20 protein-coding genes and 10 pseudogenes are annotated in these 25,252 nt (G+C 67.8%); 15 read left to right on the forward strand and 15 right to left on the reverse strand.

The genetic code is table 11. The features are described 5' to 3' along the window. Nucleotides 1-114: 114 nt before the first annotated feature. A pseudogene (locus J7I98_RS33345) lies at nucleotides 115-261 on the forward strand (thiol reductase thioredoxin); the annotation flags it as partial. A 699-nt stretch (nucleotides 262-960) separates the two neighbouring features. On the opposite strand, the gene J7I98_RS33350 reads toward J7I98_RS33345, so the two are convergent. Continuing rightward, nucleotides 961-1,995 (reverse strand): CdaR family transcriptional regulator, encoded by a 1,035-nt coding sequence (locus J7I98_RS33350; protein ID WP_214928809.1) that lies wholly within the window; start codon nucleotides 1,993-1,995, stop codon nucleotides 961-963. Nucleotides 1,996-2,112: 117 nt separating this feature from the next. Here J7I98_RS33350 and J7I98_RS33355 point away from each other — a divergent pair, with 117 nt between their 5' ends. From J7I98_RS33355 to J7I98_RS41625, 3 genes are all read left to right on the forward strand, one after another. Continuing rightward, a complete protein-coding gene (locus J7I98_RS33355) occupies nucleotides 2,113-3,012 on the forward strand; it encodes an alpha/beta hydrolase (RefSeq protein ID WP_214928810.1) in 900 nt (299 codons plus the stop codon). Between the two features lie 224 nt (nucleotides 3,013-3,236). After that, a complete protein-coding gene (locus J7I98_RS33360) occupies nucleotides 3,237-4,349 on the forward strand; it encodes a serine hydrolase (protein ID WP_214928825.1) in 1,113 nt (370 codons plus the stop codon). Nucleotides 4,350-4,500: 151 nt separating this feature from the next. Further along, nucleotides 4,501-4,728 carry an alpha/beta hydrolase fold domain-containing protein gene (locus J7I98_RS41625; RefSeq protein WP_251021579.1) on the forward strand — a complete coding sequence of 76 codons (228 nt, stop codon included), beginning with the start codon at nucleotides 4,501-4,503 and terminating at the stop codon, nucleotides 4,726-4,728. Between the two features lie 50 nt (nucleotides 4,729-4,778). On the opposite strand, the pseudogene J7I98_RS41630 reads toward J7I98_RS41625, so the two are convergent. Then, nucleotides 4,779-4,917, reverse strand: a pseudogene (locus J7I98_RS41630) (IS5/IS1182 family transposase); the annotation flags it as partial. A 241-nt stretch (nucleotides 4,918-5,158) separates the two neighbouring features. On the opposite strand from J7I98_RS41630, the gene J7I98_RS33370 reads away from it, so the two are divergent. After that, a complete protein-coding gene (locus J7I98_RS33370) occupies nucleotides 5,159-5,542 on the forward strand; it encodes a hypothetical protein (protein ID WP_214928811.1) in 384 nt (127 codons plus the stop codon). A 186-nt stretch (nucleotides 5,543-5,728) separates the two neighbouring features. Here J7I98_RS33370 and J7I98_RS33375 read toward each other — a convergent pair. After that, nucleotides 5,729-6,043 (reverse strand): annotated as a pseudogene (locus J7I98_RS33375) (barstar family protein); the annotation flags it as partial. A 92-nt stretch (nucleotides 6,044-6,135) separates the two neighbouring features. Between J7I98_RS33375 and J7I98_RS33380 the strand changes: the two are divergent. Then, a pseudogene (locus J7I98_RS33380) lies at nucleotides 6,136-6,483 on the forward strand (transposase); the annotation flags it as partial. A 66-nt stretch (nucleotides 6,484-6,549) separates the two neighbouring features. On the opposite strand, the gene J7I98_RS33385 reads toward J7I98_RS33380, so the two are convergent. The 3 genes from J7I98_RS33385 to J7I98_RS33395 all read right to left on the reverse strand — a co-directional run bounded on the left by J7I98_RS33385 (nucleotide 6,550) and on the right by J7I98_RS33395 (nucleotide 9,037). Beyond that, nucleotides 6,550-7,122 (reverse strand): dihydrofolate reductase family protein, encoded by a 573-nt coding sequence (locus J7I98_RS33385; protein WP_214928812.1) that lies wholly within the window; start codon nucleotides 7,120-7,122, stop codon nucleotides 6,550-6,552. Nucleotides 7,123-7,434: 312 nt separating this feature from the next. Next, the gene (locus tag J7I98_RS33390; RefSeq protein ID WP_214928813.1) at nucleotides 7,435-7,629 is read right to left on the reverse strand and encodes a hypothetical protein; all 195 of its coding nucleotides are present in this window, start codon (nucleotides 7,627-7,629) and stop codon (nucleotides 7,435-7,437) included. A 184-nt stretch (nucleotides 7,630-7,813) separates the two neighbouring features. Continuing rightward, complete coding sequence (locus J7I98_RS33395) at nucleotides 7,814-9,037, reverse strand: GDSL-type esterase/lipase family protein (protein WP_214928814.1); 1,224 nt, start codon at nucleotides 9,035-9,037, stop codon at nucleotides 7,814-7,816. A gap of 474 nt (nucleotides 9,038-9,511) precedes the next feature. Here J7I98_RS33395 and J7I98_RS33400 point away from each other — a divergent pair, with 474 nt between their 5' ends. Further along, nucleotides 9,512-10,090, forward strand: coding sequence for an IS607 family transposase (locus tag J7I98_RS33400; protein ID WP_214928815.1), 579 nt, complete (start codon nucleotides 9,512-9,514; stop codon nucleotides 10,088-10,090). Continuing rightward, complete coding sequence (locus J7I98_RS33405; protein ID WP_251021580.1) at nucleotides 10,083-11,870, forward strand: transposase; 1,788 nt, start codon at nucleotides 10,083-10,085, stop codon at nucleotides 11,868-11,870. The genes J7I98_RS33400 and J7I98_RS33405 overlap by 8 nt, the downstream gene beginning before the upstream one ends. On the opposite strand, the pseudogene J7I98_RS43085 reads toward J7I98_RS33405, so the two are convergent. Next, nucleotides 11,859-11,909: pseudogene (locus tag J7I98_RS43085) on the reverse strand (hypothetical protein); the annotation flags it as partial. The gene J7I98_RS33405 and the pseudogene J7I98_RS43085 overlap by 12 nt on opposite strands. Nucleotides 11,910-12,227: 318 nt before the next feature. On the opposite strand from J7I98_RS43085, the gene J7I98_RS33410 reads away from it, so the two are divergent. Then, nucleotides 12,228-13,379: a PP2C family protein-serine/threonine phosphatase gene (locus tag J7I98_RS33410; RefSeq protein ID WP_214928816.1), complete on the forward strand. Its 1,152-nt coding sequence runs from the start codon at nucleotides 12,228-12,230 to the stop codon at nucleotides 13,377-13,379. Here the strand turns inward: J7I98_RS33410 and J7I98_RS43090 are convergent. Further along, complete coding sequence (locus J7I98_RS43090) at nucleotides 13,288-13,908, reverse strand: hypothetical protein (protein ID WP_374225197.1); 621 nt, start codon at nucleotides 13,906-13,908, stop codon at nucleotides 13,288-13,290. The two genes, J7I98_RS33410 and J7I98_RS43090, sit on opposite strands and share 92 nt — an antisense overlap. 99 nt (nucleotides 13,909-14,007) lie before the next feature. Then, nucleotides 14,008-14,598 (reverse strand): DinB family protein, encoded by a 591-nt coding sequence (locus J7I98_RS33420; RefSeq protein ID WP_214928817.1) that lies wholly within the window; start codon nucleotides 14,596-14,598, stop codon nucleotides 14,008-14,010. 187 nt (nucleotides 14,599-14,785) lie between these two features. On the opposite strand from J7I98_RS33420, the gene J7I98_RS33425 reads away from it, so the two are divergent. Next, nucleotides 14,786-15,124: a helix-turn-helix transcriptional regulator gene (locus J7I98_RS33425; protein WP_214928818.1), complete on the forward strand. Its 339-nt coding sequence runs from the start codon at nucleotides 14,786-14,788 to the stop codon at nucleotides 15,122-15,124. Between the two features lie 274 nt (nucleotides 15,125-15,398). Here the strand turns inward: J7I98_RS33425 and xdhC are convergent, their stop codons facing one another. The 3 genes from xdhC to J7I98_RS33440 are packed head-to-tail and all read right to left on the reverse strand — an operon-like array spanning nucleotide 15,399 to nucleotide 20,114. Further along, nucleotides 15,399-16,208, reverse strand: coding sequence for a xanthine dehydrogenase accessory protein XdhC (gene xdhC, locus J7I98_RS33430; protein ID WP_214928819.1), 810 nt, complete (start codon nucleotides 16,206-16,208; stop codon nucleotides 15,399-15,401). 1 nt (nucleotide 16,209) lies between these two features. Continuing rightward, entirely contained in the window at nucleotides 16,210-18,636 is a 2,427-nt protein-coding gene (gene xdhB, locus J7I98_RS33435) for a xanthine dehydrogenase molybdopterin binding subunit (RefSeq protein ID WP_214928820.1), read from the reverse strand. Beyond that, nucleotides 18,633-20,114, reverse strand: coding sequence for a xanthine dehydrogenase small subunit (locus J7I98_RS33440; protein ID WP_214928821.1), 1,482 nt, complete (start codon nucleotides 20,112-20,114; stop codon nucleotides 18,633-18,635). The genes xdhB and J7I98_RS33440 overlap by 4 nt, the downstream gene beginning before the upstream one ends. A 367-nt stretch (nucleotides 20,115-20,481) precedes the next feature. Here J7I98_RS33440 and J7I98_RS33445 point away from each other — a divergent pair. Both J7I98_RS33445 and J7I98_RS33450 read left to right on the forward strand, forming a co-directional pair. Continuing rightward, a pseudogene (locus J7I98_RS33445) lies at nucleotides 20,482-20,646 on the forward strand (transposase); the annotation flags it as partial. A 69-nt stretch (nucleotides 20,647-20,715) separates the two neighbouring features. Then, nucleotides 20,716-21,939: pseudogene (locus J7I98_RS33450) on the forward strand (IS256 family transposase). Here the strand turns inward: J7I98_RS33450 and J7I98_RS33455 are convergent. Together J7I98_RS33455 and J7I98_RS33460 are read right to left on the reverse strand one after the other, a co-directional pair. After that, complete coding sequence (locus J7I98_RS33455; protein WP_214928822.1) at nucleotides 21,921-22,706, reverse strand: MBL fold metallo-hydrolase; 786 nt, start codon at nucleotides 22,704-22,706, stop codon at nucleotides 21,921-21,923. The pseudogene J7I98_RS33450 and the gene J7I98_RS33455 overlap by 19 nt on opposite strands. A 164-nt stretch (nucleotides 22,707-22,870) precedes the next feature. Continuing rightward, on the reverse strand, nucleotides 22,871-23,257 hold the full coding sequence (locus J7I98_RS33460; RefSeq protein WP_214928823.1) for a hypothetical protein: 387 nt from the start codon (nucleotides 23,255-23,257) through the stop codon (nucleotides 22,871-22,873). Nucleotides 23,258-23,599: 342 nt separating this feature from the next. Between J7I98_RS33460 and J7I98_RS33465 the strand changes: the two genes are divergently transcribed. Together J7I98_RS33465 and J7I98_RS33470 are read left to right on the forward strand one after the other, a co-directional pair. Beyond that, nucleotides 23,600-24,286: an HAD-IA family hydrolase gene (locus J7I98_RS33465; RefSeq protein ID WP_214928824.1), complete on the forward strand. Its 687-nt coding sequence runs from the start codon at nucleotides 23,600-23,602 to the stop codon at nucleotides 24,284-24,286. Between the two features lie 7 nt (nucleotides 24,287-24,293). Next, a pseudogene (locus tag J7I98_RS33470) lies at nucleotides 24,294-24,671 on the forward strand (transposase family protein); the annotation flags it as partial. A 73-nt stretch (nucleotides 24,672-24,744) separates the two neighbouring features. On the opposite strand, the pseudogene J7I98_RS41635 reads toward J7I98_RS33470, so the two are convergent. Then, nucleotides 24,745-24,903: pseudogene (locus tag J7I98_RS41635) on the reverse strand (transposase); the annotation flags it as partial. A 96-nt stretch (nucleotides 24,904-24,999) separates the two neighbouring features. Between J7I98_RS41635 and J7I98_RS33480 the strand changes: the two are divergent. Further along, nucleotides 25,000-25,252 (forward strand): annotated as a pseudogene (locus tag J7I98_RS33480) (RNA-guided endonuclease TnpB family protein); the annotation flags it as partial.

Below are 25,252 nucleotides of genomic sequence, written 5' to 3' on the forward strand. Positions count from 1 at the left end.
GTTCCGCTGGCTCCACCGCTACAACACCCGACGCCGTCATTCCCGGCTCGGACAACGCAATCCGATCGCCTACGAAAATACCTTCCACACAGCATCAACTACGCTGACCGAAGCCGCATAAGACGTGTTCAGGATTTGGGGTCAAGGCCCGTGCTGTCGATGCCCACGCTCGTGGTCTTCCGCAACGGGGAGCCAGTGAAGTCGATGGTGGGGGCAAGGGCCAAGCGGCGACTGCTCCAGGAGCTCGAAGACGTGATGTGAGGGCATGTCTGGTCAGCTCGACCAAGTGCAGGCACGCCACCGTCTCGCTGGTCGTGGGAAACTGAGACTCTGACAGAGAGTGACAGCGGCCAGGACAGCTTTGGAGCCGGTGGGCCCTTCCTCGGGCCGTGATGATGGCCGCCTTTGGGCCGGGTCAAGGTCGTTCGTCCTCGGCTTCGCCTGCGGGCGCCTCCACCTTGACCCGGCCCAACCGCCCGCAGCAGTGTCGTCCGGCTCACCCGTGTGTGCAGGACAGCGGCAAGACGGCTCCCGGCCCTGCCAGCAAGTGCGACGGCGACAGCCTCCATTACCCGCCGGGCGGCAGGCGAGCGGCGGCCGCAGCGAACGGTCAGTCCCTCGACCTGCTCCGCGAACGTACGCCGCGAACAACAAACGTTCTCGCAGTACAGCCGCCGCACCGTCAGCTCTGTCCGCACCGGTCGGTCCCGACCGGCGTGTCGGCAAGGCATCTTCCGTACGTGCTGTGCACCTGATCGGACACCACCGCCCACCCGGGACAGGCCACCCGGCCTCCCGAGTTCTCGCCCTGGGGTCAAGCAGCTGTGCGTCGTGGACTCGAGGGTCGTGCTCGGATTGCGGGCACAACGCCGCCGGTGCACCGTGCAGCAGATCGCCGACGAACTCAAGATCAAGCGCACCACCGTGTACGGGTACCTGGGGTGACGAGGTGGATCTTCCTCAGTCGTTGAGTAGCCGCCATGTGGTGAGGGCGAGCCTGGTCCGTGTCAGTCCGGTGGGTTCGGTGAGGTCGATGCCCAGGGTCTTTGCGAGGTGTTCGAGTCGGCGGGCGATGCTGCTGTGGTGCAGGTGGAGGAGGTCGGCGGCTTGGCGTAGGGAGCCGGTGGCGCAGTAGGCGTCCAGAGTTTGCAGATCTTCTGGGTTGTCGGCGATTCGGGCGATTGCGGCCACGTCGGCGTTGTCTCGCGCGGCGTCCTGGGGTATCTCGGCCAGGAGCGCGAGCGCGCCCAAGTCGTCGTAGGGGATGAGGGGTTGGCGTGGGGTGGTGAAGCGGAGGGCGGTGCGGGCTTGCTGCCAGGATTGGTCGGGGCTTGCGGCGGCGCCGATGCCTGCGCGTACGCCTGCTGGAAAGCGGGTCTGGTCGATGGTGGTGGCCAGGATGACGCCGACGTCGGCGAGGGGTGCCGCCTTGACCGGGCGGGTCGGGCAGACCAGGCTGCCGATCTGGTCGAGCGGGAGCTGCGAGCGTACGGCGATGACGCGGACCGGTAGGTCGGCGGCGAAGCCCAGGAGTCGTAGCGCCCGTGCTCTGGACGCCTCGTCGCTGTCGGTGCTGATCGCCAGTTCGACGAGGGCGGGGTCGGCCATGGTGGTGCGGGCCGGGCCGTATCGCTCGGCGATGGCCGCGGCGGCGATGGCGAGCCGGTCGAGCAGTGCTTCGTCGAGCTGGTTCGGCGGGCCGGGGCGTTCCAGCCACACCGTGCCGATCTCCTCCTCGTCGAGTGTGATCGGCGCGGTGGTGGACGGGGGTGTCGGCGGGGTGGACGTGTGACTGCCGTCGGGCGATACGCGGATCGCCCGCCCCGTGCCGTGGAGTTGAATCCCGGCCACGCACTCGGCCAGGCCTGCCGAGGCCCGGGCGAGCGCCGGGAGATCCACCCGCCGGCGCATCAGCGTGTCGTAGAACATGACGACGCGTATCGCGCCTTCGGCTTGGGAGTCCAAGTGCGACAGCCGTGCGGCCAGTGCCTCCATGACAGGAGGATATGGCCTCCACGGCCGAAGGACAGGCGCCGATCGGCGCGTGATCCGGTTGGTATCCCCGACAGTTGGCGGATGATCCCCGGGGTGGCTCCGGCGAGGATGTCCGGCATGGATCCCGAACTCGAAGCATTCATCCCGCTGTTCCCCCGAGCCGACCTCATCGACCCGGCCGCCGACCGCAAGAGCTTGGCCGAACTGGCCGCCGCGGTTCCCAAACCGGACGCCACCGGAATGGAGATCGAGGACCGCACCGTGCCCGCCGATCCGGACGTGCCGGTGCGGATCTACCGCCCGGACCAGGCGCAGGGCGGTGCCATCGTCTGGCTGCACGGCGGCGGATTCGTCATGGGCGACCTGGACACCGAGCACCCGTGGGCCACCCGGGTCGCGGAGCTCTCCGGCTCGGTGGTGATTTCAGTGGGCTACCGCCTGGCCCCTGAGCACCGGTTCCCGGCCGCCTTCGACGACGCTTACGCCGTGCTGACCTGGGCGGCCGAGCATGCGGCCGAGCTCGGCATCGACCCGGCCCGGATCGCGGTCGGAGGCCACAGTGCCGGCGGCGGGCTTGCGGCTGCGGTGGCGTTGCGGGCGCGTGACGAGCAGGGGCCGTCGATCCGGTTCCAACTGCTCAACCAGCCCGGGCTCGACGACCGGCAGGAGACGTGGTCGGCGCGGAACTTCACCGACACGCCCTGGTTCAATCGCGACAAGGCCACCGCAGCGTGGCGGCACTACCTGGGCTCCCAGCCCGCCACACCGTACGCCGCCCCCGCACGGGCCGCCGATCTGTCCGGCCTGCCACCGGCCTACATCGCCACCGCGGAGCTCTGTCCGAACCGCGACGAAGACATCACCTACGCGCTGCGCCTGATGCAGGCGGGCGTGTCGGTCGAGCTCCACCAGTGGCCCGGCACCTTCCACGGATCGCAAGCGATCCTGTCCGCCGATGTCTCCCAGCGGCAGATCGCCGAACTCGGCGCCACACTGCGCCGCGCCCTGGCCGAGTGAGCCGTGACCGTAGAAAAGCACGGGGGAGAGTCCCCGTCGCACGCATTGATCATGAAAGGACGGATGTCTTGAAGATCCGACTGGTGTTATGTGCAAGCGTGGCCGCGCTGAGTGTGAGTGCGGGCACGGTGGCGGCAGTGCCCGCGCCCAACGAGCCACGAGCCGTGCCGACCGGCAGCACGAGCCCGTCGACCGGCTTCGATCCCGCAGAGCTGAAGTCCGCCATGGACGATGTCCACCGTGCAGGGATGCCGGGGGTGTACGCCGAGGTGCGCGACGCCGGCCAGACATGGCGCGGCGCTTCCGGGGTCGCCGATGTCAGGACCGGCCGTCCCGTCAGGCCCGACATGCGGCAGCGCGTCGGCAGCATCACCAAGACCTTCACCGCCGCCGCAATCATGCAGCAGGTCGAGCAGGGTCGGATCCAGCTCGATGCGCCGATCGGCGACTATCTGCCGCAGTTGGTGCCGGGGGAGCGCGGCAAGAAGATCACGGTTCGGATGCTGCTCAACAACACCAGCGGCCTCCCCGACTACATCCGCTATGCGTTCCCTTCTCTCCAGGACATGTCACGCGAGAGCCTGGACGACAACCGTTTGAGGCAGTTCCGCCCGGCCGAGCTGATCGAGTTGGGGCTCACGGCGCCTCCCGCCGGCGAGCCCGGAGCTACTCCGGGGGTCTATTCCAACACCAATTACCTGCTCCTCGGCCAACTCCTGGAGCAGGTGACCGGCACCCCGGCAGAGGAGTACATCACCCGGAACATCATCGAGCGTGCCGGGCTCCGGCACACCGAGTTTCCGGCCGGGCCGCGTATCAAGGGACCGCACTCGCGGATGTACGAGGCGCTGTGGGGCCTGATCGACCCGCCGCGCGACTACAGCGTCTACAACATGTCCTGGACAGGCACGGGGGCCGCTCTGGTATCGACCATGGAGGATCTCAACCGTTTCTACAGCAAGCTGCTCGGCGGCAAGATCGTCAACCGGTCGTCGCTGGCGCAGATGCAGCGCACGGTCCCGGTCATCGCCCTGGACGGAACGACGATCGAATACGGCCTCGGTCTGCACAAGGTCACCATCCCGGGTTGCGGCACCTTCTGGGGCCACGACGGCACGGTCTGGGGAGCCGGAACGCTGTCCCTGACCCGGGCCGACGGCAAGCGCCAGATGTCCGTCGCGATCAACCTCCAGAGGTGGAACAAGCCGGACTCCTCGGGGAAGCCGCAGCACCACCCCATCGACGACGCGCTGGAGACGCTGCGCCGGCAAGCGATGTGCGGTAACGGAAACGCCCAGGCCGAGAATGCCTCGCAGGTCCCGGCGTTCGTCCCGTAGCCGGATTGCCGCACGCTCGCTAACCAAGGGCGCTGGATGAACGGCGGCAAGGTCGCCGCGGTGGGGCGGCACTACCTGGGCTCCGCACCGCCCGCGCCGTACGCCGCCCCGCCGCGGGTCGCCGATCTGTCCCGGCCTGCCGCCCGCCTACATGGCCACCGCGGAGTTATGTCCGAATCGCGACGAAGACATCAGTTACGCGCTGCGCCTGCCGGCGGCGGGCGTGTCGGTCGAGCTGCACCAGTGGCCCGGTACCTTCCACACAGGTCGCAGGCGGTCCTGTCAGCCGAGGGGGTGCAGCGGCAGATCGCCGAACTCGGCGCCGCCCTGCGGCGCGCTCTGGCCGCGTGAGACCGTCAGCGAGCTCGCTCCATCCTGAAGCTGCTGACCAGCAGGGTGGCGTGTGGTGTGGATGAACTGCTTGTGTCGGCGCAGGTCATGCTCGGGCGGCCGCCCAAGCGTCCAGGCCCTTCCCTTGCCGCTCGGCCCTCCAGGTCGACAGAATGGGCTCCCGCAGTTCCCATCGGGCATCGGCCAGGTCACTCGGATACGGCCGCTGACGGGCCATGTTTCGGTAGTACCGCCGACCGCCGCCCCACCACAGGGCACAAACGGGAGCTAGCGGGATCCCACCGCCGCCACGCCCGCCCCGGTGAGACTTGGCGCTCTAGTTGGCCTTTTAGCGCTTCAGTTGGCACGTGAGCGAGGGAGTTGGCCTGTTGGGGCCTGTGTTCTGGGCCTTCGCGCGGCAGATTGCCTCTCACGGGCATACCTGAGCCGGCTGCCGGCCCTGCGGGCAGACTGTGCACATGCAGCTCCCCGCCGAAGCCGTTGCCACCACCGTGCTGATCGAGGTCGTAAGGATCTCGGCTCTCCCGAGCAAGCAGGGCGCCTCATATCCCGGCAGGGCGGTGGCCCACTGGGCCGGGAGCGAGGCCGCCGATGCCCTGACCTTGATCGAGAGCCTGCCCGGCAGCGAGCAGCACCGCTGCGGCTTCTCGCCAGGCTGGAGCGTCCGGGCGTACGAGGACTCCCTCGACCTGGCGCTGTTCGAGGCGGCCTTCTGTTTCAGGTGCCACGAGGTCCGCATGCACGGAACGGCCGTGCCACCCGCGCTGGGCACGCAATTCTTCGACGCGGACACCCCGTCGGCTCAGGCCCTCCTGGCCCTCTTCCGCGCCGCGGCCCCGTAGCCGGCCGACTGGATGAGCGGGCCGCGCAGCCTTCGGGCCGCTGGCTGCCCACGCATCAGTGCAGGTCAGAGGTTTCCGAATTGAGCGCCTCAGTTGGCACCACCGAGCGTGTGAGTCGGCAGCTTGATGCTGGGGGTGGCGATCCAGCGCAGAGTGGCGGGGAGTTGTCCGGTGTGGGTGCCGTGGCATGCCGCCCTTGGCCAGGACCTCGAGGACCACGGCGAACAGGTCGTAGGGCTGGCCGTCAGTTGTGAGGGCCTGGGACAGGTGCTTGCGTGCGGTCACGGCGTCCCGCCAGAGCAGGGTTGCGGGGGCGGTGTAGCCGAAGGTGCCGCCCAGACAGTCGTCGAGGGCTGCCAGGCAGCCGCCGAAGTAGCCGCCCGGCCCGTTCACCGCCTCGCCGAGCGCCAGGCAGAGGCCCGGTTCGTCGGTGATGTGCCGGCCGTCGAGTTCGTAGGCGTGACCGGCCGACCGGTCACGTTGGGTGCGCCAGAAGGCCCGCCTTTCATCTTGCAGCCGATGGCAACTGCCGCCCCTGGCCTCACCGCAGGACAGGCTGGTGACGCACCCGCCTTCGCGGACGAACGGCACGCCTACGCGTCGTCCCGCGCGGACGCAGACGGCCCCGAACCCGGCCAGAAATGGTCTTGGCCGACCAGGCGTACTCGTCGCGCGCCATCCGCGAGTACCTGCGTAAGCGCGGTATCGGCGCGGTGATCCCTGTCCCCGCGGATCAGCAGGGCCACCGACTGCGTCGAGGCAGCCGTGGCGGCAGGCCACCCACCGTCGACCGTGAGGCATACAAACAGCGCAACACGGTCGAGCGGTGCATCAATCGCTTGAAGCAGTGGTGCGGCATCGCCACCCGCTACGAAAGGACCGCGACCATCTACCTGGCCGGGCCCCACATCGCAGGCACCTTCCTGTGGTTCGCGCCGTGAGCCACCGCCCGCTGGCCAGGTCGTTCCGACGAGTGCCGCGACGGCAGGGCGACCGCGGGAGCTGTGTCAGCGGACGACGTCGAAGACGTTCTTCTGCAGGCCGTTGGCGTAGACCTCGTGCTCGACGAGCTTCAGCTTCTGCGTTTCCTTGTCCGTGGCGCTGAAGAGCCGCTTGCCCGCGCCGAGCAGCAGCGGGAAGACGATCAGGTGGTAACGGTCGATCAGGCCGGCGTCCGAAAGGGCCTGGTTCAGGGAGGCGCTGCCGTGGACGATGATCGGCCCGCCCTCCGTCTCCTTCAGCGCGGCGACCTCGTCGAGTGAGCGCAGGATCGTCGTCTGGCCCCAGTTCGAAACCAGGTCGTCCTCGGTAAGGGTGTTGGAGACGATGTACTTCGGCATCACCTTGTAGTCGGCGAAATCCTCCATGTCCGGCCACACCGGGCTGAACGCCTCATAGCTGGTCCGGCCCATCAGCATCGCGGTGGCTTCCTTCTGCTCCCGGCCCTTGATGTCGAATGCCTCGGGGAGGAACTCGACGTCCTTGAAGGTCCACCCCGAGTTCCGGTATCCGGGCTCGCCGCCCGGGGACTCCACGACGCCGTCGAGCGATATGAAGGCGGTGCTGATCAGGGTACGCATCTCAGATTCCTCGGTGTCTCGTGTCTGGTTCTCAGCGGGTTCGGTCGGTGCACGCTTCGACCACTCGTGGCTGCGGTCCACCAACCATGATCTCTGACTGCGGATCAAGGAGAAACTCATCGGCCGTCGCCCGCCCCTTCCGGTGGCCTCGGCCATCCGGATCACCTCGGTGAGCCACACACGTGCCCGCTAGAGAGAACTACCAGCAGCGCAACAGCGACAAGCGGTGCATGGCCCGCCGCAACCGGCGGCGCGGCATCTGATGTAGGCGGACTCGGTGATACAAACGAAACGGCCTGGTCCTGACCGATGTCAGTGCCCGTTGACATGCCGAATCGCTGAGTGGTGCTGGTCCGCTTCCGCCATGCCGGCGCGGAGGAAGTCCTCGGTCACATCCGCGATCATCGCTGCCCCGCGGCTGTTCTGGTGGATGAAGTCCGTCGTCAGCTCCGGACCACGTCGGCGCGCGATGCTGTCGAAGGAGCGGCCCAGCATGAAGTGCTGCATCGCGGCCCGGCTGGACAGCGTTCGGCGGGTGTGGGCACCCGTCCGAAGATGCTGGAGAGCAGTTCAGAGCCGTGGCCACCCCGCTACGACTGTGAGGATGTTGGGGCCGCCTCGGCACTGTGACCGCCGCCTCGCTCCTCATCTGGCTCCAATCCTGATCGGAGCCGGATGAGGAGCGGGCGTCTCATGCACGCTCGGCGGCGAACGGTCCGCCGGTGCCGAAGGCCAGGGCGGCGAAGCGTTCGCCGATGCGGCGGTGCGTGGCGGCGTCCGGGTGGAGCTGGTCGGGCAGCGGCAGTTCGGCGAAGTCCGCCTCGCCGTAGAGGTCGCGGCCGTCGAGGTAGTGCAGGTTCGGGTCGTCGGCTGCCCGCTGCTTCACGAGGCGGGCCAGTTCGGCCCGGATGATGTTGAGGGTGAGCTTCCCGCCGGCCCGTTCCGCGGGGTCGCCCGCGGCCCGGAACTGGAGCTTCCCTGCGCTGAGGTTGCTGAAGTCCGGTGCGCTGGGGCCAGGGGTGTCCTCGTGGATGGGGCACAGGATGGGCGAGACGACCAGCAGCGGCGTGGTGGGGTGCCCCTCGCGGATGGTATCGAGGAACCCGTGCACCGCCGGACCAAACGCGCGCAGACGCATCAGGTCGGTGTTGACGAGGTTGATGCCGATCTTGGCGCTGATCAGGTCTGTGGGGATGTCGCGCAGGGCGCGGGCGGTGAACGGGTCGAGCAGGGCGCTCCCGCCCAGGCCCAGGTTGATCAGTTCCACGCTGCCGAGGGAGGCGGCCAGCGCCGGCCAGGTTGTGCTGGGGCTTGCGGCGTCGGAGCCGTGGCTGATCGAACTGCCGTGGTGCAGCCACTTCTTGCGGCCCCCATCCGGTAGGGGCTCGACAGGGGCGTCGGTGCGCAGGGCGACCAGCTGGGTGATCTCGTTGTACGGCAGCCAGATCTCGACGTCCTTGACACGGTCGGGCAGACCGGTGAACCGGACGGTGCCGACCGGGCCGGGCCGGGTTTCCGTAGACCCGGTAGCCATGTCCACCATGAGGAGGTTGCCGCCGGTGACACTGGCCCGCCCGGCCAGGCGGCCGTCGACGAGCAGGTCGTACACGCCGTCCGGACGGGGCGGGGCGCCCTGGTAGGCCATCTGGGTGCGGACTGTGTCCAGCTCGACGGCGGTGGCCCGGGTACGGAACACCAGCCGCACGCCGGAGGGCTGGGCCTCTGCCATGGCCAGCTGCCCGTCGGCGCACTGTGCGCGTGCCCGGGCGGGCAGCCGGTGCGGCAGCACCCCATGCTCAGTGCGTTCCAAGTCGAGCGCGCCGCGCAGGAGGTCCGCGGTGACGGGCGTGGTGGCCCAGTCCGTTGCCCGGGGCGTGCTGGAGGAGCCGGGGGCGGGGTCGTGCTGAGGGTTCATGATCTCAACCTGCCAACCGGATATCTGATCCGCACCTGCTTTTCCAGCCCACCACCGTCGTGGTTGAGGCCGATGGCCGCCGTCCGTCAGTCGAGCAGCGCGACCATCCACTGGCTCGGCACCGTCTGCCGTCGTGCAGGCCACCTGCCCATGATCGGAGAGGCAGGGCCTGGACGATCCGCTGTATCGACGCCGCGGTCGCCCAGCTGCGGGCCGTGGGCTGCGAGATCGTCGGCGGCGCCGCGTGGAGGTCGCTTGCCTGCCGTGGGCTGTCAGCCGCTGTCGGCCGCCCGGAGGATCAGGTGGGCGATGGGGTCGGGGTGGGTGGATCGACAGGTGGCTGGTGGGGAGTTCGATGGTTCGGGCTCGCATGCGGGCGGCCAGGAAGCGCTGGAGGCCGGGGTGGGGAACTGTTCGAGATTGAGTCAACTCTAGTGTGTATTAACGTCTCTGAGTGGGCGTTATGATTGCTGGGTGAACCTCAAAGAGTGGGCGATAGCGAACGGTGTGCACCCGCATACCGCCTATCGCTGGTTTCGTGAGGGCATGTTGCCGGTCCCCGCTGAGCGGGTGGGACCGCGCACGATCCTGGTCAACATCGAGGCGAACTCCTCACCGTCCATGACGGGCGGTGTGGGTTTGTATGCCCGTGTCTCCTCGCACGATCAGAAGGCGGATCTGGAACGGCAGACAGTCAGGTTGTCGCAGTGGGCGGCGAAGGCCGGGCACCGGGTAGTGCGGATCGAATCCGAGATCGCTTCCGGCATGAACGGCTCGCGTACCAAGGCCCGTCGTCTGCTGGCCGACCCTGCCGTGAACACGGTGGTGGTCGAGCACAAGGACCGCCTCGGCCGGATGAACGTCGAACTTGTTGAGGCCGCACCGTCCGCGACCGGGCGTCGTCTTGTGGTGCTGGATGACGGCGAAGTCGAAGACGACCTGGTACGCGACATGGTCGAGGTCCTGACCTCGTTCTGCGCCCGCCTGTACGGGCGGCGGTCTGCGAAGAACCGAGCCCGGAAGGCTTTGGAAGCGGCGGCCGGTGATGGCTGAGTCACCGAAGAAGAGGCAGCTCCGCGCTATCGCCCCGCCGTTCGTGGCTCTCGGCCCGTCCGGTGTGGCGCTTCGGGACCGGCTCAAGAACCTCACCACCGAGGACGACAAGGTGTTGTGGCTGGCCGGTGCGCACCTGGGTGTTCTCGCGTCCCGCGATCTCAAGGCCCGGTGCGTGGATGGGAACGGCCATTCCACCGATACGTGGGCTGCCCGCAAGCGGGAGCTGACGGCCGTCTCGTCGTCCCGCTGGGCCGGTTCGATCACGAAGGCCAGCCACGATCAGTGGGCGTTGTCCCGGCGTTGCCAACTCGCCCACATCCAGAGCCTCGAAGCCGGTATCCGCACCCTGAGGCACCGTCTTTCCCTGCCACTCGGGGAGAAGGGCACGAAGCGGGCTGCGGGCGGATACCGCTCGAAGGGCGAGTGGTTCAGCAAGTCCCGCCGTCTGCATGTCCTGGAGCACCGGCTCGATGCCGCTCGCGTGGACCAAAAAGCCGGGAGCGTGCACGTGGTGCGCGGCGGGCGCCGGCTACTCAACAACCGGCACAACCTGGAGAAAGCCCAGCTCGCCGAGGCCGAGTGGCGGCAGCGGTGGGAGGCGGAGCGCTGGTTCCTGGCCGCTGACGGCGAGTCGGGCAAGCGATACGGCAACGAGACGATCCGTGTCACCCCTGACGGCGAAATCAGTATCAAGCTCCCGGCCCCGCTCGCGCACCTGGCCAACAGTAAGCACGGCCGGTACATCCTCACCGCGAAGGTGCGGTTCCCGCACCGGGGCGAACAATGGCGGGACCGCGTCGAGGGCAACCGGGCCGTCGCCTACCGCATCCACCTCGACGTGGCACGCGGGCGCTGGTACCTGACCGCCTCCTGGCAACGCCCGGTCGTCAAGACGGTCCCGATGGAGACCGCCCGCGCGAACGGCATGGTCGGCGTGGACACCAACGCCGACCACTTCGCCGCCTACCGCCTCGACGCCCACGGCAACCCGGCAGGCGAGCCGCGCCGCTTCTTCTACGACCTGTCCGGCACCGCTGATCACCGAGACGCGCAGATCCGCCATGCCATCACCCAGGTACTGCACTGGGCGAAGCGTGTCGGAGCAAAGGCCATCGGCTTGGAGAACCTCGACTTCCAGGCAGAGAAGACCCGTGAGAAGCACGGTCGCAGGAAGAAGTTCCGGCAGCTCATCTCAGGTATGCCGACCGGCAGGCTCAAGGCCCGGCTGGTGTCGATGGCCGCCGAGTCCGATCTGAGCATTGTCGCCGTGGACCCGGCGTACACGTCGATGTGGGGCGATGAGCACTGGCGCAAACCGTTGACCAGCAAGACGCGCAAAATGTCCCGTCACGATGCCGCTGGCATCGCTATCGGACGACGCGCCCTCGGGCACCCGATCCGGCGACGGACGGCACCGCCCCCACACGACCGGAGCGATCGTGTGGGGCATCGGACCGTCCAGGCCGATCGTGGTGTCCGAGGGCGTGAGGAACCCCGCCGCCCCATCACGGAGCGTGCACACGATGCACGTGCCCGGACGGGGAAACACCAGGGAACGCGGGCGACCAGTGCATCCAAAACCGTTCGGGATGCACGCAGTGCCAGGCAGTGGGTCCAAGACTCACTCTGCTCACTGATTAGGAACGGTCTGTCGTTCTGTCCTGGGTGGAGATCGCGTACCAGGTCGGCCGGTGGCGCCAGGCGGCCGATAGGACCGTACCCGCGCAAAGCGCAGCTCGTCATAAGCGGTCGCCACCGAGCGTTGCACCAGGTGTAAGTCCACGTCCGGACGCGCCGCCGCCAACCGCTCCGTCACCTGCCGGATGGCGAGGCCGTCCTCCGTGCGCCGTCATCATCGTCACCTTCCGGTGGATAGGGGCTTCCCCGTTCACTCTTGCCCGTCGCCCATGCGCAGAAAAGCCGATCTTCCGCCATCGTGTGCGCCTGATTGGAGTCAGAGTCGGCCGAGGTGCCCCCGTCCTTCGTACCTCGATGCCCGACTGGCATGACAGCACAGGACCAGGCCGAGTCCCTCGCGGACCGCCACACAAACACGTCGGCTGTGAACGCCACGAGCGCGAGGTTCGAGGCAACGCTGTGTGCGGCTGCGCCTCTGCTGCTGTATCCGTTGAATATGCGCTTTCGGCGATTTCGCGAGCGGGACGAGCGGGACCGGTGGACAGGGCCGACGAGTCATGCGCTGGTGGCGGTACCTCTGCTGCTGATCCTGGCCGTCACAGTCGTCGACATCCTGGCACCTCCACGAGTCCATCTCGGCCCGTTTCTGGTCGCAGCCCCGGCCATCACGGCGTCATTCGCGGGCCCCAGGATGACCGGATTCATCGGCGCAGTCGCCGTCGCGGCCCAGGCCATTGTCGCCGTGGCCCGTACCAGCCTCACGGACCTCAACCACACTTTCCAGATCATCGCGCTGATCCTGATCTCGGCGATCGTGACGTTCTTCGCCCATCTGCGGGAGCAGCACGAGACGCAGCTGAGCCATCTCCGCTCCGTCGCCGAAGCCGCCCAACGTGTAGTGCTGCGGCCTCTGCCGCACCGGATCGGGCCACTGCGCATCGCCTCCGTCTATCTGGCCGCCCAAGCGGAGGCGCAGATCGGCGGCGACCTGTACGCGGCCGCACGCACCGCAGACGGCACTCGGCTCATCATCGGCGACGTCCGAGGAAAGGGCCTGCAAGCCGTCGGCGACGCCGCACTCGTTCTCGGCGCCTTCCGCGCCGCCGCTCACCGGCAGGCGCCCCTGCCCACCCTGGTCGCCTACCTCGAAGGCACCGTCTCCTACGACCTCGACGAGACGTCCGACCCGGAAAGCGCGAGCGACAACCCGGCAGAGGCCTTTGTCACCGCTGCTCTCCTTGACATCCCCGACACCGAGCCGATCCTCCACTTGATCAGCTGCGGCCACCCGGCGCCCCTGCTGCTGCGGGCGGGAAACATCACGCCACTCCAGGTCAGCCGGACTGCCCCGCCGCTCGGCCTGACCGGCCTCGCACCCTCCGGCTTCGCCCCGGAAACCTTCACGTTCGAGCCGGGTGACCTCGTCCTGCTCTACACAGATGGCGTCATCGAGGCCCGCGATCGGGCAGGCACCTTCTACCCGCTGGAAGAACGGCTGGCGGCGTGGACGGACGAAGATCCCGAAGGACTGCTGCGGAGGCTGAGCGACGACCTGCTCACGCACGTCGGCGGCAGCCTCGGCGACGACGCCGCGATCGTCGTGATCGAGCGCCTTCACACGACGGCGCGCCCCTGGACAGCGTCATGACAAGCCGCCCATGCCCGCCCCCGGTCCCGGGGTCTCTCGGACTCCGTGCAGGACCGCGCTGTCTCACTGCCCCGGCCGAAGGCTGAGCGTCGCCCAACCTCGGGGACGTGACGACCGGCTTGCCGTTCTGCTGGGCATGGCCGTCCAGCTGGTGGTCGTACATGATGTAGAACTTCACGCCCTGTGATTCCGCGGCGCTGCGCACCTTGGCGGCCATCGCGTCGCGTGCCGGGCTCTCGCCGCCGGTCGGCTTGAAGCGTTGCAGGGCTGCGGTGTCGATGCCGTACTGCTGCATCCACGTGAAGTGGGTGTCGACGCTCTGCTGGTCGTACGACGAGAACAGGGCGGCGGCCTGGCCGTTGCCGAGTGCCGCGTAACCGGTGTGGTAGCTCATGGTGTACTCGCGCATGTCGGGCCAGGACTTGATGCCCGTGTTCGCTGCGTCCTGTGCTGGAGCCGATCCCGCCCAGGCCCACGAGACGGTTCCCGGACCCAGCGTGTTGCCCGGCGGGTCGGCATTCCAGACCAAGTTATGGACAGGGTTCCTGGCTGTCCGTTGTCCGCTGGTGCTTTCGCGCTGCAGGACATGGGCCTGCCTGCCCGGCCGGCCGCGGCTGCTAGGCGGATGTCATCCATCTTGTGGGGGCTTCTGGTGCTCAGCAGTGTCTGACGGTGGTGTCAGTGGATCTCCGTCAAGGGTGAGCTGGGCGTGGTGGAAGTCGAAGTGCTGCGTCGGGTAGCGGTAGATGTCCGCGAGCGTCATGAAGTCCTTGAAGAAGGGATCCCAGCGCACGGGGTAGTGCATCCCGCGGACCAGGTCGTCCTCACGCTCCGCCGCGAGCTTGCCGCTCAGTGAGTTGATCAGACGGTCGAACGCGGCGCCCATCCGGCGCGGCCCGTAGACCTTCACGGCCCCGCAGGGCCCGAGGTAGTTGATCACATCGAACGGCACTGTCGCGGCGTCCAGTAGCCGGGCGAACGCCTTCCCCACGCCGACGGGAAGTTGCCCGAACACACGCACCAGGAACAGCAACCGCGCGGTGACCACGTAGCCGAAGAGCATGTGCCACAGCAACTGCTCGTTGTTCCACCGCGTGCCGTCGGTGGGCCGTGCGAGGTCTGTCCCGGAGGCGCTGTCGAGGAGGCGGTGGAAGGTCTGCCGGACACGCTCGTACTCGTCGTACACCGCCTGCCGGTCCATCGGGAGCGCGTTCGCCATGGCCTGCTGCTCTCAGTCGGCTCCTGGGTTCTGCCGGGTCGGGATGATGCCCCGTGCCGAGGACGGCAACCGGCAGCTCGCGGACGCTGCCCACGGCCGGCGGGAGGGGGAGCCGCCTTGGGTCGGTTTCAGCCCCGCGCCAACAGTTCAGGATTCTCTGGATTCAGATTCTGTGCATGGTCGTGGTGTGCTGACTACCGCCACTGACATCGAGGCCCTGGCGTGGTTCGGCCGCGCGCTGGCCGATCCGATCCGCTGCCGGATCTTGCCGGCCCTGCAGGAGGGGCCCGGCTACCCGTCCGACTTCGCCGACGCCCTGGAGATCTCCCGTACCCGGTTGTCGAACCATCTCGCGTGCTTGCGGGACTGCGGCCTGGTCGTTGGCGTACCGGACGGCCGTCGTGCTCGCTACGAGCTCGCCGATGACCGTCTGGGCCATGCGCTGGGGGACCTGCGGTCTAGAAGGTCTTTCTGGTACGCCACGGGGAGGCCGCCTAGGACAGGCTCGCGCCGCACGCCCCCGTAGCGCTCCACAAGGGCTTCGACGGCTGAGACCTGGGTGTTTATCGGATGGTCAGCTTGCTCGGCGGTACTCGTTGATCAACCCGGCGACGGCTTGACAGCGCGCGCTCCGGGCTGCCGGCAGGGGGATGACGTGCGGGTCGTCGAAGGGCGCAAGCCGGTTCCTGCCCTGGTGGTGCCGATGCCTGTTGAAGGGACGGCATAGTCGTGCCGAATGGGTGCCCCGCATGTGTGCGTTCGCACGAGCGCGGGGCACCCCTGTCGATCCGGTTGGAGTGTCAGTTCCCCTCAGTTTCGAAGGTGCGCAGCAGATCGGCGGCGACGCTCACGGCAATCGTCGCGGGTTCCTTGCCGGTGATGTCGGCCAGCCCGATCGGGGTCTTGATCCGATCGATGGTGGCCTCGTCGTGACCGCCCTCGGTGGCGAGGCGTTTGCGGAACCGCACCCACTTGGCCGCCGATCCGATCAGCCCGATGGAGCCGAGATGGGTGGTGCGCAAGGCGGCGTCGCACAGAGCGGCGTCCTCGGCGTGATCATGGGTCATGATCAGGATGTGGGTGCCGCGCGGCAGCTCCTCAAGCACCTCCTCCGGCAGCAGCGGAGTGTGATGCGTGTGAACCTGCGCCACCGCGTCCGCCAGCACGTTGAGCCGTTCCTTGGCGAGCATGTCGGAGCGGCTGTCGATCAGATGGAGGTCGAGGTCCTGACGTGCCAGGATGCGCGCCAGTTCAAGGCCGACGTGCCCGACGCCGAAGACCGCCACCGCCCGTACCACCGGCAGCGGTTCGAGCAGCACCGAGACCGTGCCGCCGCAGCACTGCACGCCATGCTGGTTGGTCACCTTGTCGTTCAGGGCGAAATCCATCAGCTCCGGCTCCGACTTGGCCGCAGCGATCATCTCCCGGGCCCGATCGATCGAGACGGCCTCGACATTACCGCCACCGATCGAGCCCCATGTCTCGCTCTGCCCCACGACGAGCTTCGCACCGGCGTCGCGCGGGGCATGACCGCGCACGGTCGCGACGGTCACCAGCACGCCGGACTCCCGGCGTGCTCGCAAACGTGCGACCGCGGCGATCCACGTCATGTCAGGCACCGCTCAACGCTTCTGCGTCGGTACGGATCTTGCCGCCTACGGCGTGGCCTTTGGCGGCAACCCCGTTGCGGGCGTGACCGTTCTGGGAGGCACCGCCCTGGCGAGCCGCCTCGATCGCCCAGAACACCGCCTCCGGCGTCGCGGGCGAGGCCAACTCGATGCTGGCCCCGCTCGGCCCGAACGCGGCGGCGGCCTGACGCAGCGCTTCGCGCACCGAGAACGCCAGCATCAGCGGAGGCTCACCCACCGCCTTGGACCCGTACACCGCGCCCTCTTCGGTGGCGTTCTCCAGGAGCATGACATTGAACTCCTCGGGCATCTCCGAGAAGCTCGGCAGCTTGTACGTGCTCGCCGCCTGGGTCAGCAGCCGGCCGCGGTTCGGCCCCTCCGTGGCGTCCCAGCGCATGTCCTCGAGCGTCAGCCAGCCCGCCCCCTGCACGAAACCACCCTCGACCTGACCGATGTCGATCATCGGGGACAGGCTGTCGCCGACATCGTGCACGATGTCCACCCGGCGGATGCGGTACGCGCCGGTGAAGCCGTCCACCTCCACCTCGGCCGCGGCGGCGCCGTGGGAGAAGTACTTGAACGGTGAGCCCCTGAACGTTTTCGCATCCCAGTGCAGACCCTCGGTCCGGTAGTAACCGGCCGCCGACAGCTGAACGCGCTGGAAGTACGCGGTGCGCACCAGGTCGTCCCAGCCCAGCTCCTTGTCGCTGCCGAGGCTGCGCGCGACGCCCTCGACGATGCGCACGTCCGAGGCATTCGAACCCAGCTGGGTGGCGGCCACCTGCAGGAGTCGCTCGCGCAACTGCTCGCAGGCGTTCTTCACCGCTCCACCGTTGAGATCCGCCCCGGAACTGGCGGCGGTGGCAGAGGTGTTGGGCACCTTGTCGGTTCGCGTCGGGGCCAGCCGCACCTTGTGCAGCGGGATGCCCAGCGTGGTCGCGGCCACCTGCAGCATCTTGGTGTGCAGGCCCTGGCCCATCTCGGTGCCGCCGTGGTTGATCAGGACGGAGCCGTCCTTGTAGATCAGCACCAGCGCGCCGCCCTGGTTGAAGGCGGTGAGGTTGAACGAGATGCCGAACTTGATGCCGGTGATCGCAAGAGCCCGCTTGGTGTTCGGGTGCGCGGCATTGAAGGCAGCGATCTCGCGCTTGCGATCGGCGATGCCGCCGTTCTCCTGGACCTTGTCCCAGACGGCGGAGATCCGTTGGGACTGGGTGACCGGCTGGCCGTACGGAGTCGTCTGACCCTCCCGGTAGAAGTTGCGCTCCCGCAACTCCATCGGGTCGAGGCCGAGCAGCGGCGCGCACCGGCCCATGATGTCTTCGATGACCAGCATGCCCTGCGGTCCGCCGAAGCCCCGGAACGCGGTGTTGGAGACCTTGTTGGTCCTGGCGATGCGACCGGCGATACGGGCGTTGGGGATCCAGTACGTGTTGTCGATGTGGCACAACGCACGGGCAAGGACCGGCTCGGAGAGGTCCAGGCTCCAGCCGCCGTCCGCGGTCAAGGTGGCGTCCAGGGCCCGGATGCGGCCGTCGGCGTCGAAGCCGATCTTCCACGTGGCGTTGAACCCGTGCCGCTTGCCGGACATGGTCAGGTCCTGCGTCCGGTTGAGCCGCAGCCGGACCGGCCGACCGGTCAGCTTGGCGCCGAGCGCGGCGACGGCCGCGAACCCGTGCGGCTGCATCTCCTTGCCGCCGAAGCCGCCGCCCATCCGCAGACACTGCACGGTCACCTCGTGACTGTGCAGACCGAGGACGTGCGCGACGATTTCCTGGGTCTCCGAAGGATGCTGAGAGCTGCTCTGGATGAACACCTGCTCGTTCTCGTCGACAAGGGCCAGCGCCGCGTGCGTCTCGAGGTAGAAGTGCTCCTGGTCGGAGAACTGGAACTCGCCGGTGAACACGTGCGCGGAGTCGGCGAAGCCGGCGTCGACGTCACCGGTCACCATCACGGGCCGAGCGCCGTGGAAACTGTCGGCCGCGATCGCGTCCTGCAGTGTGATCAGGGAGGGCTGATCGTCGAGTTCCACCTCGACGGCCGCCGCGCCGAGCCGGGCCGCCTCCAGGGTCTCGCCGAGCACCCAGGCGACCGCGTGGCCGTAGAACATGACCTCGTCGGGGAACAGCGGCTCGTCGTGCTTCATGCCGGCATCGTTGAGGCCGGGCACGTCGGCACCGGTCAGCACGCGGACCACGCCGGGCACGGCGAGCGCGGGCTCGGTGCGCAGCGCGGTGATCCTGCCGCAGGCCTTCATGACCTGGACCGGGTACGCGTGCAGCACGTCCTTGGTCCGCTGGACCAGGTCGTCGGTGTAGAGCGCGGTGCCGGTGACGTGCTGGAAGGCACTCTCGTGCGGCATCGAGACGCCGACGACAGGCTTTTCGGGGCGCTCGGACAAATGGCTCATGAGGAAACCGCCTCAGTGGTCTGCGCGTACAGCTTCAGCAGGCTCTGGCCGAGCATCGCGGAACGGTAGAGGGAGCTGGCGCGATGATCGCTCATCGGTGTGCCCTCGCCCCGCAGCACCCGGGCCGCGGCCTCGACGGTCTCCGCCGACCACGGCTTGCCCTCCAGGGCGGCCTCGGTGGCGAGGGAACGGATCGGGGTGGCGGCCACGCCGCCCAGACCGATGCGCGCCTTGCGGACGATCCCGTCCTCGATGTCGAGGGCGAAGGCGACCGCCACGCTGGAGATGTCGTCGAAGCGCCGCTTGGCAATCTTGTGGAAGGCCACGACCGGCGACAGCGGCAGCGGAATGCGCACCGCGCGGATCAGCTCACCGGGACGGCGCACGCTCTGCCGGTAACCGGTGAAGTACTCCGCCAGCGGGACCACACGCTCACCGTCGGCGTCGGCGAGCACCACCGACGCCTCGAGTGCGAGCAGCACCGGCGGGCTGTCACCGATGGGCGAGCCGGTACCCAGGTTGCCGCCGAGGGTCGCACCGTTGCGGATGAGCCGGGATGCGAACTGCGGGAACAGCTCTGCAAGAAGCGGGACGTCGCCGTCGAGGCGGCGTTCGATCTCAGTGAGCGTAAGCGCCGCCCCGATCTCGATGTAGTCGGATTCGACTCGCAGCTCCCGCAGTTCGGCCAGCCGGTCGATGGCTACGACGCAATCCGCCCTGCGGGAACGGATGTTCACCTCCACGCCCCAGTCGGTGGAGCCGGCGACCACCACCACGTCGGGCCGCTCGCGCAGCAACTGCAGCGTTTCGGCCAGGGTGCCCTTCCGCAGGAAAACACTGTCGTCCTGGGTGTATTCGGTGGCAACCGGTGCGGGCGGGGACTGCTCGCGACGCTGCGCCAGCGGGTCCTCGTCGGCGGGCGTACCGACGGCGAACGCGGCATCGCGAATCGGGCGGTAACCGGTGCAGCGGCACAGGTTTCCGCTCAGCGCGTGCAGATCGAAACCGTTCGGACCGTGCTCGGCGTCGGTGGTGTCGGCCGAGTCCGCGCTGTCGGCCGAGTCCGCGTGCGCGCAGCGGTCGGGCCGGTAGTACTCGGCGGCCATGCTGCAGACGAATCCCGGTGTGCAGTAACCGCATTGGGAGCCGCCGCGGACCGCCATCTCCTCCTGCACCGGGTGCAGGGCGGGCGGCGTGCCGGGGTCGCCGGCGGTGGCGAGACCTTCGGAGGTGATGATCTCCTGACCGTCGAGCGCCGCGGCCGGGACCAGGCAGGCGTTGACCGCCACCCAGTCGGTGGGCTTGTTCACCCCGGGACGGGCCACCAGGACCGAACAGGCGCCGCATTCACCCTCGGCGCAGCCCTCCTTGGTACCGGTGAGGCCACGCTCGCGCAGAAAATCCAGCGTTGTGGTGTGGGGCGCAGCCGGTGAAATCGGTGCTTCTTTCCCGTTGACCGTGATCCGCGCCCCTACCATGACAGGCCTGCGTTTCGGTGCGCGATCGGTCGATTCATCATGTTCGCCAATTTCAGGCAGCTTTCTGTGTTCAGACGCGCCACGTGAGAGGAGCGGGCGCAAAACGGCACGCAACAGCGACGTGCCAGGAAGTGGTGACGGGAAACCCGGAATGTGCCACGGACGGGCACATCAGAACGGCGTGATCAGCAGCCGTGCGCGATCCGACCCGGAACCCAGACCGTGCACTGGGCGAGGCGACCAAGATCAGAGCAGGTGTACATCCGCTGGTCGCCTCCTTCCGGTAGTCATGGGTCGGCGTCTACCGCAAAGTAGTGACTGGGGCCACCGAGGTCAAGAGGTTGACCTCGGTTCTCTCTAGAACTGATCGGATTCGAGGCTGGGGCGCCACCGATGGGTGGTCGAGCGCACAGTGTCCTGGCTGGCCGGCTGCCGTCGCCTGCACCGCCGCCACGAACGCAAGGCCGAGCACTTCCTCGCCTTCATGGGCATAGCCGCAGCCCTCATCGGCTACCGGAAACTCACCAAGTGAAACAACGTCTAATTGAGCGTTTTGACCCTGTTGACGTGGCCTTCGACGACGCCTGAGCTCCACGAGAGGGTGCGGCCCGGCGGTGACGGCGTCGAGGTCACGGCGGAGGAAGCGGGTGAATCCGCCGCTGCCCTGGAGGTCGAAGTCGACGCATACATAGCTGAGTTGGCCCATGAGAAGGATGAGCGGGGGCGTCGGCTCGTGGTCCGCAACGGTCACCACCTGCCGCGGAAGGTCACCACCGCTGGCGGAACCGTCGAGGTGCGGGCTCCGCGGGTCAACGACAAGCGGATCGACGGGCAGTCGGGCGAGCGCAAGCGGTTCTCCTCGACGATCCTGCCGCCCTGGTGCCGCAAGTCCCCGAATATCAGCGGGGTGCTGCCGCTGCTCTAGCTGCACGGTCTGTCGTCGGGCGGCTTCGTGCCCGCACTCGAGCAGTTCCTCGGGTCGTCGGCCGGCCTCTCACCGGCCACGGTCACCCGGCTGACCACGCAGTGGCAGGCCGACCACAAGGCGTTCGGTGAGTGTGACCTGTCCGCCACGGACTACGTCTATGTCTGGGCCGATGGCATCCACCTGCGCATACGTCTGGAAGAGGCCAAGGCCGCCGTGTTGGTGGTGATGGGCGTGCGGGCGGGACGGGCACCAAGGAGCTGATCGCGATGACGGACGGCTACCGCGAATCGTCGGAGTCCTGGGCGAATCTTCTGCGGGACTGCGCCCGCCGGGGCATGCATGTTCCCGTCCTGGCAGTCGGTGATGGCGCGCTCGGCTTCTGCAACGCGCTGAACGAGGTCTTCCCGGCCACCCGCCATCAGAGGTGCTGGGTCCACAAAACGGCCAACGTGCTGGACAGTCTGCCCAAGTCGGCCCAGCCCGCGGCGAAGAAGGCCATCCAGGGCATCTACAACGCCGAGGACAAGGAGCACGCAGTTGAGGCGATCAAGACGTTTGCCCAGCAGTACGGGGCGAAGTTCCCCCAAGGCCGTCAAGAAGATCGTCACCGACGAGGCCGAGTTGCTGGCCTTCTACGACTTCCCCGCCGAGCACTGGATCCATCTGCGAACCACGAACCCGATCGAGTCGACCTTCGCGACCGTGCGGCTGCGGACGAAGGTCACCAAGGGTGCGGGCAGCAGAGCGGCCGCCCTGGCGATGGTGTTCAAGCCGGCCGAGTCGGCTCAGGCTCGCCGGCGAGCTGTGAACGCACCCCACCTCGTCGCCCTCGTCCGCGCCGGAGCCCGTTTCGAACGCGGCCAGCTCGTTGAACGCCCTCAATCCGCCGCTGCTTGACCAACCGAGAAACCGGCACCGGGTGCGGCGTAATCGATGGGGCCGGCGAACCGTGCCGAGGCACGGGCTACCGCCTGCTGCGGGGTGAGGAAGCGACCGACATGCGTGATGACCAACCGTCCTGCCCGGGCCGCGCTGGCAGTGTCGGCGGTGTCTTCGGGCGTGTGGTGAACCTGTTGACCCTCGGTTGGTACCTGTGCGCTCTCGGCCTCGCACAGCAGTACGTCGCACCCATCCGCCAGGCTCGTGAGGCCGGGGCAGGGTGCCGTATCCCCGGAGTAGACCAACGACCGGCCTGCCGTCTCGACGCGTAGGGCGAAGGCCGGGATGCCGTGCGCTACCGCCCGGCTGGTCAGCATGAGTGCGCCGATGCGTGCCTGGTGCCCGTCGTGAAGTTCATGAATGGCGAAGGCGGCTTCGACCGGGCTACGTGTGGAGGTGTTGGTGAGGAAGTGCGCCAGCCGGTCAGCGATACCCGGCGGTCCATACAGGGGGATCGGGGCATCGAGTTGGATGTCCGCGTAGAGCGCCGCGTAGTAGGCCGTGAGCAGGTCCGCGCTGTGATCGGCGTGCAGATGGGAGATCCAGATCGCGTCCAACTCATCAAGTCGTACGTGTCGTTGCAGTTCAGCCAGCGTCCCGCTACCCGCATCCACCCACACGTGGGTGTCGGCGCCGGACACCAGGTAGCCGGAGCAAGGGTTGTCCACGCTCGGGTAAGGGGTTGCACAGCCCAGAACAGTGAGACGCAAAGGATCGCTGGTCATCCGGGGAGTCTAGAACGCTTGATCCATAGATATTTGACAATTTCCCCGCGGGGGCGATCGCGGCATGAGCATGTCCTCAGCCCTGCCACGGACCACCTGAGCCCTCGGCACCGACCGGCTTTTGCTCGTGGCGGAGGAAGCTGCGCGGTTGGGCTTCAGCCTCTTCAGTAGTCGGGGTAGAGCCAAAGCTTCTGATCCGCGGCGGCCCTGAGGAAGCGGGCCAAGGCTTCGATGCCCGACAACGGTGTTGTGCTGCCTTCATCCAGCTGCACCACTACGGTGCCGCTCGCCCGAGACGTGGCCAGCCAGCCTTCCAGTTGATCGGCCAACTCGCTGACCTGCCCCGAGTCGGTGAGCTCATAGAGACTCAGCCCGAACGTCTTATGAACCCATTCCTGATAGACGGCGCCACGAAATCCGGTGACGTCACCGTCGGACGGCCACATCAGTCCGTCGGGGTAGTTCCGGCCGACAGCCTCGAAAACATCCAGCGCCTCGGGAGCCAGCCAGCTGAAAGTGACCGGCTTCTTCAATGTGGCGTGGCTGGTCACACCCGGATCCCCGGGGCGTACCGCGTAAACGTCAAGTCCCATGCAGGCAAGCCTGCCAGCAGGGTGTGACATCCCTTGCCCGGGCTGCCAATCGCAGGCTTCGGCGTGGAGCGGACGTAGAGCAAGACCATCCCCGCATGCACAGGGAGCAGACGATTCCGGCACACTCGGCGCGCAGGGCCGGGACCATCCCCGCCATCGAGTCACAGACGCGCAAGGCAGTAGCCACCATCAACCAAAGCTCTGCCGATAGGACAGTCCGGGGCCTTCTGCCAGAAACGCGACGCGGCTAAGACCTGTCCCGCAAACTGCCTGCTCAGGGCCTGATGGCATGATCGAAGCGTGATCAGTGAACCCGGCCAGTCTGGTGCGATGAGGTATGTCCTGTTTGACGTCGATGGCACGTTGATCGACGCCGTGGACAATCAGCGCCTGGTTTGGCGAACGTGGGCAGAGCGATACGGACTGGACCCCGATGAGGTCTACCGAGTGGCACTGCGGACGAGGCCGATGGAGACCTTCGCGCAGGTTGCTCCGGACCAGGACCCCGGGGAGTGCCTTGCCGCACTGCACAAGCTGGAGGACGAGGACGTCCGCTCCGGCGCCTATACGGCCTTCGGCGGCACCTCGGAGCTGCTGAGTGCTCTGCAGCCCGGGTCCTGGGCACTGGTGACTTCGAACTATGAGCACCGGGTGCGTGGACGCTTCGCACGGACGGGCTTGCCGGTCCCGGAGGTCCTCGTGGACGCGGCCGCCGTGGAGGAAGGCAAGCCGTCGCCGGTGCCGTATCTGCAGGCAGCCGCGCGACTTGGTGCCAAACCAAAGGACTGTCTGGTCATCGAGGACGCCCCTTCCGGGGTGGAGTCCGGGCTGCGTGCCGGGATGACGGTGTGGGGTGTCAACACCCCCGCGGCGGTGGACGGCGTGCATCGTCACTTCGGCAGCCTGCGCGAAGCGGTCCGCGACGTCCTTGCCTTCGTGTCCGGACCCCGCCCTCACGGGCTGGAGGGATCAGCCGCGGTGGAATGATCTTGATGTGGCTGGTGTGATCACGGCGTCGGAGCCGTCTTTGGGCAGTCTCGTTCTGCGGGCTGCGCCCGCGCCAGTTCATGAAACTAATGACGGCACTGCGTGGCGAGGGGGTCGGCGCCACCCGCCGGGGCAGGCCGTGGAGCCTGCGCCGGCAGACAGGACACTGCTGGTCACGGCGTACTGGCGCACAAACTTGACGATGCGCCGGCCCGCCCCGCTGTTCGGCATCTCCAAGTCCGCTGCCGACCACATCGTCGACCACCTCGGTCCGCTCCTGGCGCATCAGCCTCGGCGCCGCTTCGCGAGAGACGCCGTGCTCATCGTGGACGGCACCCTGGTACCCACCCGCGACCACACGATCGCCGAGCAGTCCAAGCACTACCTCTGATCTTGGCCAGTGCCCCCGGCTTCAGGCGGGGGGTGTAGGCCATCTCAGGATTGCTCTGACTTGCAGGTCAGTACGGACGTTGTTGCTGCTCGATGTACTGACGGACGACTGTTATCGGTGCTCGGCCGCAGGATCCGGCGAAGTAGGAGCGGGACCAGAACCGGCCGTGCATGATGGCCCGGTTGACCTGCCCGGTGTACTCCTGGCGGAGCCTGCAGGAGCTGACCGTGCGCGCCGCGCCTGATATCGGGTGCCGCTTCCCATCGTGGTGACATGCGCCAATGCCAGTATGATCGGCCAACGGCCGGATGGGGGTGGGGACTTGAAGCGCCAGCGTGGACATAAGGCGAGACTCGACCTCACTCCCGTTCAGTTGTGGAAGGTCGAGGACCAGGGGCACGCTGCCCGCGCGATGTGGAACCTGCTCCATGATCTGTGGGCGATGACGCCGAAGTGCCAGCGGTCGCTGTCCCGGATGGACGCGGAGATCCGCCGCGCCCGCAAGGAAGTCGACTGGCTCGCCAAGCTCCCCGCCCAGGCCGCGCAGCAGGTCCTCAAGACGTATATGCGGGCCT

Origin of the sequence: Streptomyces sp. ISL-98, assembly GCF_018614055.1 — a bacterium.
In the GTDB taxonomy this organism is placed as follows: Bacteria; Actinomycetota; Actinomycetes; order Streptomycetales; family Streptomycetaceae; genus Streptomyces; species Streptomyces spiramyceticus.

Bases quoted from the DNA above. Each gene is read 5' to 3' on its own strand.
- J7I98_RS33410 (WP_214928816.1), top strand. From the start codon at position 12,228: ATGCGCTTTCGGCGATTTCGCGAGCGGGACGAGCGGGACCGGTGGACA.
- J7I98_RS33350 (WP_214928809.1), bottom strand. From the start codon at position 1,995: ATGGAGGCACTGGCCGCACGGCTGTCGCACTTGGACTCCCAAGCCGAA.
- J7I98_RS33440 (WP_214928821.1), bottom strand. From the start codon at position 20,114: ATGGTAGGGGCGCGGATCACGGTCAACGGGAAAGAAGCACCGATTTCA.
- J7I98_RS33405 (WP_251021580.1), top strand. From the start codon at position 10,083: ATGGCTGAGTCACCGAAGAAGAGGCAGCTCCGCGCTATCGCCCCGCCG.
- J7I98_RS33390 (WP_214928813.1), bottom strand. From the start codon at position 7,629: ATGCAGCACTTCATGCTGGGCCGCTCCTTCGACAGCATCGCGCGCCGA.
- xdhB (WP_214928820.1), bottom strand. From the start codon at position 18,636: ATGAGCCATTTGTCCGAGCGCCCCGAAAAGCCTGTCGTCGGCGTCTCG.
- J7I98_RS33455 (WP_214928822.1), bottom strand. From the start codon at position 22,706: ATGACCAGCGATCCTTTGCGTCTCACTGTTCTGGGCTGTGCAACCCCT.
- J7I98_RS33395 (WP_214928814.1), bottom strand. From the start codon at position 9,037: ATGAACCCTCAGCACGACCCCGCCCCCGGCTCCTCCAGCACGCCCCGG.
- J7I98_RS33420 (WP_214928817.1), bottom strand. From the start codon at position 14,598: ATGGCGAACGCGCTCCCGATGGACCGGCAGGCGGTGTACGACGAGTAC.
- J7I98_RS33360 (WP_214928825.1), top strand. From the start codon at position 3,237: ATGGACGATGTCCACCGTGCAGGGATGCCGGGGGTGTACGCCGAGGTG.
- xdhC (WP_214928819.1), bottom strand. From the start codon at position 16,208: ATGACGTGGATCGCCGCGGTCGCACGTTTGCGAGCACGCCGGGAGTCC.
- J7I98_RS41625 (WP_251021579.1), top strand. From the start codon at position 4,501: ATGGCCACCGCGGAGTTATGTCCGAATCGCGACGAAGACATCAGTTAC.
- J7I98_RS33355 (WP_214928810.1), top strand. From the start codon at position 2,113: ATGGATCCCGAACTCGAAGCATTCATCCCGCTGTTCCCCCGAGCCGAC.
- J7I98_RS33370 (WP_214928811.1), top strand. From the start codon at position 5,159: ATGCAGCTCCCCGCCGAAGCCGTTGCCACCACCGTGCTGATCGAGGTC.
- J7I98_RS33385 (WP_214928812.1), bottom strand. From the start codon at position 7,122: ATGCGTACCCTGATCAGCACCGCCTTCATATCGCTCGACGGCGTCGTG.